General features: G+C 70.0%; 13 protein-coding genes. 9 read left to right on the top strand and 4 right to left on the bottom strand.

Annotation, left to right across the window (positions count from 1 at the left end; all coding sequences use genetic code 11):
• Window positions 1-3 precede the first annotated feature (3 nt).
• Complete coding sequence (locus tag ACFQW8_RS13595; protein WP_380088161.1) at window positions 4-1,671, bottom strand: sensor histidine kinase; 1,668 nt, start codon at window positions 1,669-1,671, stop codon at window positions 4-6.
• A gap of 147 nt (window positions 1,672-1,818) precedes the next feature.
• Between ACFQW8_RS13595 and ACFQW8_RS13600 the strand changes: the two genes are divergently transcribed.
• From ACFQW8_RS13600 to gatB, 7 genes are all read left to right on the top strand, one after another.
• Window positions 1,819-2,832, top strand: a complete 1,014-nt coding sequence (locus ACFQW8_RS13600; RefSeq protein WP_380088163.1) for a Bug family tripartite tricarboxylate transporter substrate binding protein — start codon at window positions 1,819-1,821, stop codon at window positions 2,830-2,832.
• The gene (locus ACFQW8_RS13605) at window positions 2,832-3,335 is read left to right on the top strand and encodes a tripartite tricarboxylate transporter TctB family protein (protein ID WP_380088165.1); all 504 of its coding nucleotides are present in this window, start codon (window positions 2,832-2,834) and stop codon (window positions 3,333-3,335) included. Before ACFQW8_RS13600 ends, ACFQW8_RS13605 begins: the two co-directional genes overlap by 1 nt.
• A gap of 1 nt (window position 3,336) precedes the next feature.
• Window positions 3,337-4,890: a tripartite tricarboxylate transporter permease gene (locus ACFQW8_RS13610; RefSeq protein ID WP_380088167.1), complete on the top strand. Its 1,554-nt coding sequence runs from the start codon at window positions 3,337-3,339 to the stop codon at window positions 4,888-4,890.
• A 1-nt stretch (window position 4,891) separates the two neighbouring features.
• Window positions 4,892-5,287, top strand: coding sequence for a universal stress protein (locus ACFQW8_RS13615; RefSeq protein ID WP_353950742.1), 396 nt, complete (start codon window positions 4,892-4,894; stop codon window positions 5,285-5,287).
• Between the two features lie 129 nt (window positions 5,288-5,416).
• On the top strand, window positions 5,417-5,713 hold the full coding sequence (gatC, locus tag ACFQW8_RS13620) for an Asp-tRNA(Asn)/Glu-tRNA(Gln) amidotransferase subunit GatC (protein WP_380088170.1): 297 nt from the start codon (window positions 5,417-5,419) through the stop codon (window positions 5,711-5,713).
• Window positions 5,714-5,800: 87 nt separating this feature from the next.
• Window positions 5,801-7,324, top strand: a complete 1,524-nt coding sequence (gatA, locus tag ACFQW8_RS13625; RefSeq protein ID WP_380088172.1) for an Asp-tRNA(Asn)/Glu-tRNA(Gln) amidotransferase subunit GatA — start codon at window positions 5,801-5,803, stop codon at window positions 7,322-7,324.
• 4 nt (window positions 7,325-7,328) lie between these two features.
• The gene (gene gatB / locus ACFQW8_RS13630) at window positions 7,329-8,861 is read left to right on the top strand and encodes an Asp-tRNA(Asn)/Glu-tRNA(Gln) amidotransferase subunit GatB (RefSeq protein WP_380088174.1); all 1,533 of its coding nucleotides are present in this window, start codon (window positions 7,329-7,331) and stop codon (window positions 8,859-8,861) included.
• 140 nt (window positions 8,862-9,001) lie between these two features.
• Here gatB and ACFQW8_RS13635 read toward each other — a convergent pair whose 3' ends face one another.
• On the bottom strand, window positions 9,002-9,613 hold the full coding sequence (locus ACFQW8_RS13635) for a DUF937 domain-containing protein (protein WP_380088176.1): 612 nt from the start codon (window positions 9,611-9,613) through the stop codon (window positions 9,002-9,004).
• A gap of 107 nt (window positions 9,614-9,720) precedes the next feature.
• Window positions 9,721-10,899, bottom strand: a complete 1,179-nt coding sequence (locus tag ACFQW8_RS13640) for a PQQ-dependent sugar dehydrogenase (RefSeq protein WP_380088178.1) — start codon at window positions 10,897-10,899, stop codon at window positions 9,721-9,723.
• Window positions 10,900-11,010: 111 nt separating this feature from the next.
• Between ACFQW8_RS13640 and ACFQW8_RS13645 the strand changes: the two genes are divergently transcribed.
• Both ACFQW8_RS13645 and ACFQW8_RS13650 read left to right on the top strand, forming a co-directional pair.
• Window positions 11,011-11,940, top strand: a complete 930-nt coding sequence (locus tag ACFQW8_RS13645) for a 2-hydroxyacid dehydrogenase (RefSeq protein ID WP_380088180.1) — start codon at window positions 11,011-11,013, stop codon at window positions 11,938-11,940.
• A 31-nt stretch (window positions 11,941-11,971) separates the two neighbouring features.
• The gene (locus tag ACFQW8_RS13650; RefSeq protein ID WP_380088181.1) at window positions 11,972-12,523 is read left to right on the top strand and encodes a SixA phosphatase family protein; all 552 of its coding nucleotides are present in this window, start codon (window positions 11,972-11,974) and stop codon (window positions 12,521-12,523) included.
• 60 nt (window positions 12,524-12,583) lie between these two features.
• On the opposite strand, the gene ACFQW8_RS13655 is transcribed toward ACFQW8_RS13650, so the two are convergent.
• Window positions 12,584-13,027 (bottom strand): MarR family winged helix-turn-helix transcriptional regulator, encoded by a 444-nt coding sequence (locus ACFQW8_RS13655; protein WP_380088183.1) that lies wholly within the window; start codon window positions 13,025-13,027, stop codon window positions 12,584-12,586.
• Window positions 13,028-13,095: the final 68 nt, after the last annotated feature.

The raw sequence follows: 13,095 nt of genomic DNA on the forward strand, positions 1-13,095 counted from the left end.
GGCTCAGACCGTCGGGAGGCTGACCGTGAAGACGGCACCGTCGTCGTTGCTCACGCTCACCTCTCCTCCTCGTTTGCTGCAGACCATACGCACGAGCGCCAGACCGATGCCGCGCGAGGACCCGGGCTCTGCGTCCTTGGTCGACCACCCACGCACGAAGAGGGTGCCCATGTCGCCCGTGGGCACGCCGGGACCGTTGTCGCGCACCACGAGTCGGACCGAGCCCTCGTCCGGTCCCGTGAGTGCCACGCGGACGCGGCCGCTGAGCTCCGGGACGGCATCGAGGGCGTTGTCGACGAGGTTCCCGAGGATGGTGTTGAGGTCCGTCGACAGGTCACCGTCGAGCCGGGCCAGCCGGGTGTCGTCGTCCAGGTCCAGCGTGATCCCGCGCTCCGCGGCCTGGCGGCTCTTGGCCATGAGCATCGCCGCGACGGCAGGGTCCTCGACGGCAGTCCCCACGCGTGCTGTCAGCTCGGCCTCGTCGGCGGTGATGTGCCGGATGTAGTCCTGCACGTCGGCGTACTCCTCGAGCGCGATCAGCCCGGCGACGACGTGCATCCGGTTGCTGAACTCGTGGGCCTGGGCTCGCAGCGAGTCGGTCGTCGCCCGGGTGACGTCGAGGTCGCGCTGCAGCTCGAGGAGCTCGGTGCGGTCGCGGAGCGTGGCGACGTGCCCCACGAGCCGCCCCTGCTGGCGCACGGGCCTGACGTTCGCGGTGACGAGTCGTCCCCGGGCGAGCAGGACCCGGTCGACCGACTGCACCTCGGGCTCGTCGGCGACAGTGACCGTGGGCCCACTGCGGACGCGTCGTGACGGGAACAGCCCGAGAAGCGGCCGGTCGGCGCCCAGCTCGGACAGTGAGTGCCCCACGGCTCCTGCCTGGGGGATGGACAGCAGGCTCGCGGCCTCGTCGTTGATGAGGGTCACCCGTCCGGCGAGGTCGACGGCGAGAAGTCCCTCCTTGATGCCGTGCAGCACCGCCTCGCGCTGCTCCACGAGGCCCGCGATCTCCCGTGGCTCGAGCCCCAGCGTCTGTCGCTTCACCCGCCGGGCAAGGAGCAGTGAGCCGACGACGCCGATGAACCCGGCCAGGCCGAGGTAGGTCAGGAGGTTCGGGGTGATGGTCGCGAGGTCGTCCCAGACCGAGGGCGAGGGCCTCGTCACGGCGACGACACCGACCGGCTCGAACTCTCCGGGGACGATCACCGGCGCCATCGCCATGATGGTCTCGGGGTCGTCGTCGTCCCCCTCGCCGCCGAGCCACGAGCTGCCCTCGAAGGCGTCGGTCCGGGGCAGGCGACGCAGCGGGTCCTCAGCGGCCGCCGCGACGACGGAGCCGTCGCTCGTGCGCGCGAGGTAGACGCCCTCGGAGTCCGAGAGCGTGCGCGCCGACTCGAGCGCTGCCTGGGCCTGCGACATCCAGGACTCGCCCTGCGGCCCGAGCACCTGTCGGACCCCGGGCTCCTGGGTCACCTGCTCGGCGACCTGGCGAGCGCGGCGGACCTCGCGGTCGGTGACGCCGGCGCCCTGCTGGGCGACGGAGAGGGCGCCCACGCCGACGAACACGATGCTCACGATAAGCAGCTGGGTGGCGAGCATGCGGCCGGCCAGGGTCTGGGGCCAGATGCGACGCAGCAGCGTCCGCACCCGTTGGCCCACTCCTTGCTCCACCCCCTGATTGTGCCGGTCGGTCCCTCGCAGAGGTGCCGGGACCGTGAGCACAAAGAACTCAACAGAGTCTGTGGCCGCAACCGTGACAGCGGGGCCGGGAGGCGGAACGGTGGTCATCGACGCACCCACCCGACAAAGGAGTCCCCCGTGCGAATGACCTCTCTGGTTCGCGGCGCCGCAGTCACCGCCGCCGCAGCCCTCGCCCTCACCGCCTGTGGCGTGAGCAAGACCGACGAACCCGCCTCCGGCTCCAGTGGCAGCGCCACCGCCGAGAAGCTCTCCGGCCTGCGCATCATGGTCCCCAACTCGCCCGGCTCGGGCTACGACCAGACGGCCCGCGCGGTCTCTGCCGACCTCCAGTCGGCCGGACTCAGCGGCTCCGTCGAGGTCTTCAACCAGGCCGGTGCCGGCGGCACCGTCGGCCTCGCGCGTCTCATCAACGAGAAGGGCAAGGGCGACCTCCTCATGCAGATGGGGCTCGGCGTCGTCGGCGCGTCCTACAGCAACAAGTCGGAGGCCAAGCTCACCGACACGACCCCCATCGCCAAGCTCATCGAGGAGTCGGAGGCCATCGTCGTGGCGAAGGACTCGCCCTACAAGACCCTCGACGACCTCATCAACGCCTGGAAGGCCAACCCGGGCGCCGTCCCCGTCGGTGGCGCGTCCAACGTCGGTGGCCCCGACCACCTCACCCCGATGCTCCTCGCCAAGACCGTGGGCCTCGAGGCCAAGAAGGTCAACTACGTCGCCTACGACGGCGGTGGCGAGCTCATGACGGCCGTCCTCGGCAAGAAGCTCGGCTTCGCAGCCACCGGCGTCAGCGAGGTCATCAAGCAGGCCGAGTCCGGTGACGTGCGCGTCCTCGCCGTGACGAGCGACAAGCCGGTCGAGGGCCTGGACGCCAAGCCGCTCAAGGACCAGGGCGTCGACATGGTCTTCACCAACTGGCGTGGCCTGGTCGCCGCTCCGGGCATCACCGACGCCGACAAGCAGAAGCTCGTCGCCGCCGTGACCGCCCTGCACGGCACGGAGGAGTGGAAGAAGACGCTGGCGGACAAGGGCTGGACCGACGCCTTCATCGAGGGCGACGAGTTCAAGACCTTCCTCACCTCCGAGAGCGACCGCGTCGCCGGTGTGCTCAAGGAGCTGGGACTCGTCTGATGAGCGACGACGTGCAGTCGCGGGGGGAGGGGCGCTCCGAGTACGGGGTGTCCCTCCTCCTGCTGGCCCTGGGCATCGTCGCGATCGTCGACGCCCTCGGCCTCATCGAGCGGGGCGCGCGCGGCTTCATGACCGCGCGGACCGTCCCGATGTTCGTCGGCGGCCTGCTCATCCTCTGCGCCGTGCTCCTCGCGGTCGACGTCGCTCGCGGTGGACGTGGGGAGCAGGAGGAGGGCGAGGACGTCGACCTCAGCCACGGCTCCGACTGGAGGACCGTGGGCCTGCTCGCCGCGGCGTTCGCCTTCAACGCCGCCTTCATCGACCGCCTCGGCTGGCCGATCACCGGCGCCGTCCTGTTCTTCGGATCCGCCTACGCCCTCGGCAACCGTCACTACGTGAGGCTCGCGATCATCTCGGTCGCACTCTCGCTCACCACCTGGTACGGCTTCTTCCTCGGCCTGGACGTCAAGCTCCCGGCCGGCCTCCTGGACGGGATCCTCTGACATGGACGGCATCAACGCCCTGCTCGAGGGGATGTCGGCGGCCCTGACGCCCATGAACCTCCTCTACGCCTTCTTCGGTGTGCTCCTCGGCACCGCCATCGGCGTCCTGCCCGGCATCGGCCCGGCCATGGCCATCGCCCTGCTCCTGCCACTCACCTTCACCCTCCCCGTCGAGCAGGCGATCATCATGTTCGCCGGGCTCTACTACGGCGGGATGTACGGCGGGTCCACGACCTCGATCCTGCTCAACACACCCGGCGAGAGCGCCTCGGTGATGACAGCCATCGAGGGCAACAAGATGGCCAAGGCGGGTCGCGGCGCGGCGGCCCTGTCGACCGCGGCCATCGGGTCGTTCGTCGCCGGCACCATCGCCACGCTGCTCCTCGCGCTCCTCGCGCCCCAGGTCGTGAAGTTCGCGATCCAGCTCGGTGACCCGGACTACCTCGCCGTCATGCTCTTCGCGTTCGTCGCGGTGACCACGGTCCTCGGCGCCTCGAAGATCCGTGGTTTCGCCAGCCTCGGGCTCGGCGTGTGGATCGGCCTCGTCGGCATCGACCAGACGTCCGGACAGCAGCGGCTGACCTTCGGCATCGACCAGCTCTCGGACGGCATCGACGTCGTCGTCGTGGCGGTCGCCGTGTTCGCGATGGGTGAGGCCCTGTGGATCGCGGCGCACCTGCGGCGGGCCCCTGCCAGGATCACCCCCATCAAGGGCCGGTTCATGACCAAGGATGACCTCTCCCGGTCGTGGAAGCCCTGGCTGCGCGGCACGGCGATCGGCTTCCCCTTCGGTGCGATCCCGGCCGGAGGCGCCGAGATCCCGACCTTCCTGTCCTACGTCACCGAGCGCAGGCTGGCCAAGAAGCCCGAGGAGTTCGGGCACGGTGCCATCGAGGGCGTCGCCGGACCCGAGGCGACCAACAACGCCTCCGCGGCGGGCAGCCTCGTCCCGCTGCTCACCCTCGGGATCCCGACGACCGCGACCGCGGCCGTCATGATCCTCGCCTTCCAGACCTACGGCATCCAGGTCGGCCCGCGCCTGTTCGACGAGCAGGGTCCGCTCGTGTGGACGCTCATCGCGAGCCTGCTCATCGGCAACGCGATGCTTCTGGCGCTCAACCTGCCGATGGCCGGCCTGTGGGCCAAGCTCCTGCTCATCCCCAGGCCCTACCTGTATGCCGGCATCCTCATGTTCGCCTCGCTCGGCGGCTACGCGGCCAACGGCTCGCCGTTCGACCTCTGGCTGCTGCTCCTCGTCGGCGGACTCGGGTTTGCGATGCGCCGCTACGGACTCCCGGTCGTTCCGCTCATCGTCGGCCTGATCCTCGCCCCGCGGGCCGAGGTCTTCATGCGCCGCGCCCTGCAGATCAGCGACGGCCACCTGTCGGGCCTGGTCAACACGACGTTCTCGAAGGTCGTCTACGCCCTCATCCTGCTCGTCGTCATCGTCCCCCTGATCTGGTCGAGGGTCCGCGGTCGCGGCACCACCCCCGACGACACGACCACAGGTGCCGACGACGTCCGCGCACCCGCCAACAGCAACGAAGGAGCCTGACATGCCGGTCATCGTGGGGTTCGTACCCACCAAGGAAGGGCGTGCCGCCCTCGACGCCGCTGTGGTCGAGGCACGGAGCCGCAACAGCCGGCTGATCGTCGTCAACGCCAGCACCGGTGCGGCCTCGGCCGACAACCGCTACGTCGACGACGACCAGCTCACGGCGCTGCGGGCCGAGCTCGACGCGTCCGGCCTGGACTACGAGGTGTCGCACGCGGTCCACAAGAAGGACCCTGCCGAGATCCTCGTCGACCTGGCCGAGGAGACCAACGCCGAGCTCATCGTCATCGGTGTGCGGCGACGCACACCGGTCGGGAAGCTCCTCCTCGGGAGCCAGGCCCAGAAGGTCCTGCTCGACGCCGAGTGCCCGGTGCTCGCCGTCAAGGCCCCTCGTTGAGCCGCACGCACGACAGGCCGGAGCCGTCCGCGGGAGATCCGTGGGCGGCTCCGTCACGTCAGGGGAGCAGCGGCCGCGCCCGTCGGAGCCCTGACACGGCACGCGGTGCGGAGACCTAGACTGGCGCCCATGGCTGAACTCACCCGCGATGACGTGGCCCACCTCGCCGGTCTCGCCCGCATCGACCTCTCCGACGCCGAGCTGGACAAGATGGTCGGTGAGCTGGGCGTCATCCTCGAGTCGGTGGCGACCGTGCAGCAGTCCCCGATCGACGGCGTCGAGCCGATGAGCCACCCGATGCCGATCGTCAACGTCACCCGCCCCGACGTGATCCGACCGAGCCTCGGTGCCGACGCCGTGCTGGCGGGAGCCCCGGAGGCCGACCAGCAGCGCTTCTCCGTGCCGCGCATCCTCGACGAGGACTGAAAGACGCACGTATGCCGGGTGGTGAGCACCCGGCATACCCCGCCGTAGTTCTCCCGCACCTCGCACACCAAGACCGCAAGGACCGATGTGACCACCGACCTGACCCGCGCCAGCGCCGCCGAGCTCGCCGACCTCCTCACCAGCGGTGAGACGTCGTCGGTCGAGGTGACCGAGGCTCTCCTGGCCCGCACCGACGCCGTCGACGGCGACGTCCACGCCTATCTCCACGTCGCCCGGGAAAGTGCCCTCGCGAGTGCTCGCCACATCGACCAGCGACGCGGCCGGGGCGAGGAGCTGCACCGGCTCGCCGGTGTGCCGATCGCCGTCAAGGACGTCATGGCGACCAAGGGCCTGCCGACGACGTGCGGCAGCAAGATCCTCGAGGGCTGGATCCCGCCCTACGACGCGACCGTCGTGAGGCGGCTGCGCGAGGCCGGCATGCCGATCCTCGGCAAGACCAACATGGACGAGTTCGCGATGGGCTCGTCGACGGAGCACTCGGCCTACGGTCCGACGCGCAACCCGTGGGACCTCGACCGCATCCCCGGTGGCTCCGGTGGTGGCTCGAGCGCGGTGGTCGCGTCGTTCCAGGCGCCGCTCGCGATCGGCACCGACACGGGTGGCTCGATCCGCCAGCCGGCCGCCGTCACCGGCACCGTCGGGACCAAGCCGACCTATGGCGGGGTGTCGCGCTACGGCCTCGTCGCGCTCGCGTCCTCGCTCGACCAGGCCGGGCCCTGCACCCGCACCGTCCTCGACGCGGCCCTGCTGCACGAGGTCATCGGGGGCCACGACCCCATGGACTCCACCTCGATCGACGCACCCGTGCCGGGCGTCGTCGAGGCCGCTCGCCGCGCCGACGTCAAGGGCATGAAGATCGGCATCGTCCGCGAGCTCACGGGTGAGGGCTTCCAGGCCGGAGTGCAGGCGCGCTTCGACGAGTCGGTCCAGCACCTCGTCGACGCCGGCGCCGAGGTCGTCGAGGTCTCGTGCCCGAGCTTCACGGCGGCGCTCGCGGCCTACTACCTCATCCTCCCCAGCGAGGCGTCCTCGAACCTCGCCAAGTTCGACGCCATGCGCTTCGGCCTGCGGGTCCTGCCCGAGGGCGTCGACGACCCGAGCGCCGAGCAGGTCATGGCAGCGACGCGCGATGCGGGCTTCGGTGACGAGGTGAAGCGCCGCATCATCCTGGGCACCTATGCGCTGTCGTCGGGCTACTACGACGCCTACTACGGCTCGGCGCAGAAGGTTCGCCGCCTCATCGCCGACGACTTCACCAAGGCCTTCGAGAGCGCTGACGTGCTCGTCAGCCCGACCGCGCCGACGACGGCGTTCAGGTTCGGCGACAAGCTCGACGACCCGATGGCCATGTATCTCAACGACGTCGCGACCATCCCGGCCAACCTCGCGGGTGTCCCCGGCATGTCGCTGCCCAGCGGCCTCGCCGACGAGGACGGGCTGCCGGCCGGCTTCCAGATCCTCGCGCCGGCCGCTGCCGACGAGCGCCTGTATGCCGTGGGTGCAGCCCTCGAGCAGCGCCTCCTGGCCGCGTGGGGCGGTCCCCTGTTGGACAAGGCTCCCGACCTCTCCACCTCGACGAAGGGTGCGTGAACGCATGACATCGACTCATGTCGACACCGAAGCGACGATCTCCTTCGACGAGGTCATGGCGTCGTTCGACCCCGTCATGGGCCTCGAGGTCCACGTCGAGCTGGGCACCAACACCAAGATGTTCTGTGGCTGCGCGACCGAGTTCGGCGCCGAGCCCAACACCCAGGTCTGCCCCGTCTGCCTCGGCCTGCCCGGGGCCCTGCCGGTCGTCAACGAGAAAGCGGTCGAGTCGGCGATCCGGATCGGCCTGGCCCTCAACTGCGAGATCGCGCAGTGGTGCCGGTTCGCCCGGAAGAACTACTTCTACCCGGACATGCCCAAGAACTTCCAGACGTCGCAGTACGACGAGCCCATCGCGTTCGAGGGCTACCTCGACGTGCCGCTCGATGATGGTTCGACCTACCGGGTGGAGATCGAGCGGGCGCACATGGAGGAGGACACGGGCAAGTCGCTGCACGTCGGCGGCTCGACCGGTCGCATCCACGGCGCGACGCACTCGCTCGTCGACTACAACCGCGCCGGCATCCCGCTCATCGAGATCGTCACCAAGCCGCTGCGAGGTGCGGGGGAGCGGGCCGGCGAGATCGCCCGGGCCTACGTCGCCACCCTGCGCGACCTGCTCAAGGCGCTCGACGTCTCCGACGTCAAGATGGAGCAGGGCTCGATGCGCTGCGACGTCAACCTCTCACTCATGCCCAAGGGTGAGACGACCCTGGGCACCCGCACCGAGACCAAGAACGTCAACTCCCTGCGATCGGTCGAGCGCGCGGTCCGCTACGAGATGTGCCGTCACGGCGCGATTCTCCAGCAGGGCGGCACCATCCTCCAGGAGACCCGTCACTGGCACGAGGACACCGGCGTCACGACCTCCGGTCGCGTGAAGTCCGACGCCGACGACTACCGCTACTTCCCCGAGCCCGACCTCGTGCCGGTCGCTCCGTCCCGCGAGACCGTCGAGGAGCTCCGGGCCACGTTGCCCGAGCCCCCCGCGGAGCGTCGCAAGCGGCTCCAGTCCGAATGGGGCTTCAGCGACCTCGAGATGCGCGACGTGCTCAACGCGGGTCTCGTGGACCTCATCGGTGAGACCGTTGCTGCCGGTTCGACTCCAGAGACGGCGCGAAAGGTCTGGCTGGGGGAAGTGGCTCGTCATGCAAAGCAGCTAGGGATATCCGTCCCTGAACTTGCAGACAAGGGCTTGATGACCCCGGCTTGGGTAGCGGAGCTCGACACCATGCTCGCCCACACGTACATCGACTCCAATGGGCTTAAGAAGGTTGTCCCGCGCGTCTTGGGCGGCGAGGGATCTCCGAAGGAAGTCGTTGATGCCAACGGCTTGCAGGCAGTCGTTATTGACGACTCAGTCCTTGAGGTGGCCGTCGACAAGGTCATCGAGGCCAACCTCGACGTCGCACAGAAGGTTCGTGACGGCAAGGTCCAGGCCGCCGGTGCGCTCATCGGCCAGGTCATGAAGGAGATGAAGGGCCAGGCCGACGCCGGCAAGGCGCGCGAGATCATCCTCGCCAAGCTCGCCCCCTGACCCCGCCCCCCTCCTCTCGCCGCATTATCGGGTGACCCGATAAAGGACCGCTCCACCCGAGTTGCCAGATCGGGTGGAGCGGGCCTTTGTCGGGTCGAGCGACGAGCCGTCGCCGCACGAACGGCCAGTGGGCCGGGCCCTCAGCGGCGGCCGCCGCCGAGGAGACCGCCAAGGACGTCGAGGATGCCGCCACCGGGTGACTGGTCCGACTGCTGTGTCTGCTGCTGCGGGGGTGGCACGTGCTGGGTCGTCCCGCCGAGCGCTCCGCCTAGCACGTCCTGGAGCATCGAGTCGAGCGAGCCCGGCCCGCCCTGTGCGCTCTCGTCGGCTGGTGCCGTCGGCGTCCCGGCGGTGCCCCCGGCGGTGCCGGCACCTCCCTTGAGCACCTTCTTGGCGAGGTAGGACAAAACCATCGGTGCGAGGATGGGGATGAGCTTCTTGACCAGGCTGCTGCTGGCACCGGTGCCGCCGAGGGCGGAGTAGACCTGGTCCTCGTTGGGTCCGAAGATGTGGGAGGCGATCTTCTCGCCGTCGGCCCGGTCGACCTGGCCCGGATCGACCTCGTCGGTGTGCTGGCCGAGCGCCTCGACGATCGAACCGCCTCCACCACCCTGGGCGTTGGCCTGGAGCCCGCCGAGGAGTGCTGGCAGTGCGGCTTGCGCGGCCTGCTGGACCTCCTGCGGCTCCGCGCCGACCTGTTGGGCCAGCTGCTCGATCGGCAGGTTCTGGAGGATGTCGTCAACTGCAGCCATCGTGGGTGCCACCTCTCACGGGTCCGGTGGGCGTCGTCGTCCACCGCTTGCCCCAACGTACCCACCGTCCGGTACCAGAAGGGTTTCCACCCCGGACGGGCAGGGGTTCAGCCGATCGGCACCCGCACGAGGCGGTCGTCGCCGTCACGCGGGTCGCCGCGCGAGGTGTTGTTGGTCAGCATCCACAGGGTCCCGTCCGGTGCACTGACGACATCGCGGATCCGGCCGAACCGGCCCTCGAACAGGCGAACCGGCTCGCCCTGCCGGCGGCTCCCGGCGACGGCGATCTTCCACAGGGACTCACCTCGCAGCGCCGCCATGTAGACCGCGCCGTCTGCCCCGACCGTGATGCCGCTCGGCGACGAGTCCGAGGTCTCCCACTGAGCGATCGGCACGGTGAAGTCCCCGTCGCCGTCCTCGATGCCCTCGACCTCGGGCCAGCCGTAGTTGCGGCCCGGCACGATGACGTTGAGCTCGTCCCAGGCGTTCTGGCCAAACTCGCTGGCAAACATCGTCCCGTCCTCGCCCCACGCGAGTCCCTGCACGTTGCGGTGCCCGAGGGTCCAGACGGGGCTGCCGCCGAACGGGTTGCCGGGTGCAGCCTTCCCGTCGCCGGTGACCCGCAGGATCTTGCCGCCGAGGTTGTCGCGGTCCTGGGAGCGTCCACTCTCCGCCGCATCACCCGTCGCGACATAGAGGAAGCCGTCCGGACCCCACGCGATGCGGCCACCGTTGTGGTTGCCTGCCTTGGGTATGCCGGTGAGCACCGCTGTCATGGGGCCGAACCCGTCCGCCCCGAGGGTCGTCCTGACGACCCGGTTGTCCTCGTCGGCGGTGAGATAGAGGTGAACCGTGCGGTCCGACCCGAACCGGGGGGACACCGCGACGCCCAGCAGGCCGCCCTCACCGCTGGCGTCCACGCCGTCGACGGTTCCCAGGCTGGACCGTCGACCTGTCGGTGTGACACGCAGGACCTCTGCCTGGTCCCGCAGGGTCACGAGTGCGTCACCGTCGGGGAGGAAGGCGATCGACCACGGCACGTCGAGCCCGGTCGTCACGTCGGAGGGGGACCCTGCCGGGACGGTCCTGCTCGACGAGTCGCTCGGGGACGGAGCCGGGGTTGCCGTTCCGGACGCCGTCGGGGTCGCTGTCACCGACGAGCTCGGCGACGACGAGCTCGTGCTCGAGGGCTCCGGGTCGTCACCGCTGCCGGCGCAGCCGGTCAGGCTGAGTGCCACGACGGCACCCAGGACGAGAGGTCGGTTCCAGAGGCGAGCGGACGGCATACTCCATCGTTGCCGCAAAGTCTGTGAAAAGGCGGCCTAGTCCGTGAAAAGGCCGCGAGGCAGGGTCGGTCACCGAGCTCATCCGGATCTGAGGTCGCCTAGGGTCGGAGCATGGTTGTCGTCTCCTTCCCGGACCCGCTGCTGCGAGACGCCGTGGGCGAGATCCCCGGTGTGCAGCCGGTCCTGTGGGACCCGGCCGCCGGGCCGGCCACCGACGCGCGGATCGAGGTCGTCATCGCCCCCTACCTCGGGGCGGCCGGGGCTCTCGGTCATGTGGTCGACCTCCCGGACTGCCGTCTGGTGCAGCTCCAGTCGGCCGGCTACGACGGCGTGCTCGAGGTCGTCCCCGAGTCGATCGCCGTCGCGAACGCGGCAGGTGTCTATGACGCGCCCACCGCCGAGCTGGCCCTCGGCCTCACCATCGCCTCGTTGCGCGGCCTCCCCGAGGCCGTGCGTTCCGGCGACGACGCGCGATGGACCCCGCTCGGACAACGTCCCTCGCTGGTGGGCCGTCGCGTGCTCGTCGTGGGCTACGGCTCCGTGGGGACGGCAATCGCTCGTCGTTTCAACGCTTTCGACGTGACCCTCGCGGCTGTTGCCTCCCGCGCCCGCGCAGGAGATGACCTCGTCGACGCGGTGCACGGCATCGACGAGCTGCCTCGACTGCTGCCAGACCAGGACGTCGTGGTGGTCATCGTCCCGCTCAACGACTCGACCCACCACCTCGTCGACGAGGACTTCCTCGCAGCCATGCCCGACGGCTCGCTGCTCGTCAACGTGGCCCGGGGACCGGTCGCCGACACCGACGCGTTGGTGAGGCACGCCGGACGCCTGCGGATCGCCCTCGACGTCACCGACCCCGAACCCCTGCCGGACGGGCACCCCCTGTGGACCGCGCCCCAGGTGCTCATCACTCCGCACGCCGGAGGCAACACGACCGACCTGCTGGGGCGGATGGCCGAGCTCCTGCGTGAGCAGCTGACGGGGGTGGCTGCAGGCGCGGCGCCCCGCCACCTCGTTCGACCGGTTGTCAAGACCTGACAACCCCGCCCGACAGGGGCAAGATCAGGACATGACCGCTGCAGCTGAGGACCGGACGCTCGTGCTCGTGCGCCATGCCAAGGCGCAGCAGAGCGGCTACGACGCCGACCACGAGCGCGAGCTCACCCCCCGCGGGCATCGCGACGCTGCCGCAGCCGGACGGTGGCTCCACGAACAGGGCATCGGCGTCGACGAGGTGCTCTGCTCGACGGCCACCCGCGCCCAGCAGACCTGTGAGGGTGTGTGGAGCGCGGGCTGCTCAGAGGCCGACATCCATCATGAGCACCGCATCTACAACGCCTCCGTCGACCGGCTCCTCGAGGTCGTGCGTGAGGCCGACGCGGACGCCAACGTCGTCATGATGGTCGGTCACGCGCCGGGGATCCCGATGCTGGCCTCGCTCCTGGCCGACGGGGAGGGCAGCGAGCGGGCCCACGAGCTGCTCAGCGAGGGATTCCCCACGACGGGCGTGGCGATCCTGCGCTTCTCCGGTCACTGGAGCGACCTCGCTGCCGGGGTGGCGCGGCTCGACCGTTTCCACGTCGCCCGTGCGGCAAGCACCGCGCCCGCCGGCAGCCACTGAGCCTCGCTCGAGCCGCTCTGCGGGGGTGCTTGCGGCACGCCCAGTCAGCGTCCGGACGACTCAGGTGACCGCCTGCATCGCCGCGATGGCCCCGCGCAGGTAGCGCTCGACCACGACTCGCTCGTCGTCGTCGAGTGAGGAGTCGACCTCGGCCAGCTTCGCGAACATCGGTGCCAACAGGGCGAAGACCTCACGACGGCCCGAGTCCGTGACGCGCACCTCGGTGCGTCGGCCGTCCTGGCCATGGGGGAGGCGCTTCGCGTGCCCCCGGGCGACGAGACGATCCACCACTCCGGACGAGGCCGCGGAGGTGACGCCGAGGGCCTTGGCGAGCTCGACCGGTCCCATGGGCGCTGCCATGAGGTGACGCAGTGAGTGCAGCTCGGACACGGAGAGTCCCGCCTTGCGAGCGACGTCGTGAGGCACCTGCGCAGCGAGGTCGACGAGCTCCTGTAGTGCGTCGAGCGACGCCGAGGGTCGATAGCCCGGGACGAACGACGTCACGGTCGTGGCCGGGTCCTCAGCCGTGCCGTCTGGGCTTGCATCGCCTTGCTGTGGTTCCGTAATATCAC

Source organism: Knoellia altitudinis (assembly GCF_042666355.1).
Taxonomy (GTDB): Bacteria; Actinomycetota; Actinomycetes; order Actinomycetales; family Dermatophilaceae; genus Knoellia; species Knoellia altitudinis.

Bases quoted from the DNA above. Each gene is read 5' to 3' on its own strand.
- gatC (WP_380088170.1), top strand. From the start codon at position 5,417: ATGGCTGAACTCACCCGCGATGACGTGGCCCACCTCGCCGGTCTCGCC.
- ACFQW8_RS13645 (WP_380088180.1), top strand. From the start codon at position 11,011: ATGGTTGTCGTCTCCTTCCCGGACCCGCTGCTGCGAGACGCCGTGGGC.
- ACFQW8_RS13635 (WP_380088176.1), bottom strand. From the start codon at position 9,613: ATGGCTGCAGTTGACGACATCCTCCAGAACCTGCCGATCGAGCAGCTG.
- ACFQW8_RS13615 (WP_353950742.1), top strand. From the start codon at position 4,892: ATGCCGGTCATCGTGGGGTTCGTACCCACCAAGGAAGGGCGTGCCGCC.
- ACFQW8_RS13640 (WP_380088178.1), bottom strand. From the start codon at position 10,899: ATGCCGTCCGCTCGCCTCTGGAACCGACCTCTCGTCCTGGGTGCCGTC.
- ACFQW8_RS13610 (WP_380088167.1), top strand. From the start codon at position 3,337: ATGGACGGCATCAACGCCCTGCTCGAGGGGATGTCGGCGGCCCTGACG.
- ACFQW8_RS13605 (WP_380088165.1), top strand. From the start codon at position 2,832: ATGAGCGACGACGTGCAGTCGCGGGGGGAGGGGCGCTCCGAGTACGGG.
- gatB (WP_380088174.1), top strand. From the start codon at position 7,329: ATGACATCGACTCATGTCGACACCGAAGCGACGATCTCCTTCGACGAG.
- ACFQW8_RS13650 (WP_380088181.1), top strand. From the start codon at position 11,972: ATGACCGCTGCAGCTGAGGACCGGACGCTCGTGCTCGTGCGCCATGCC.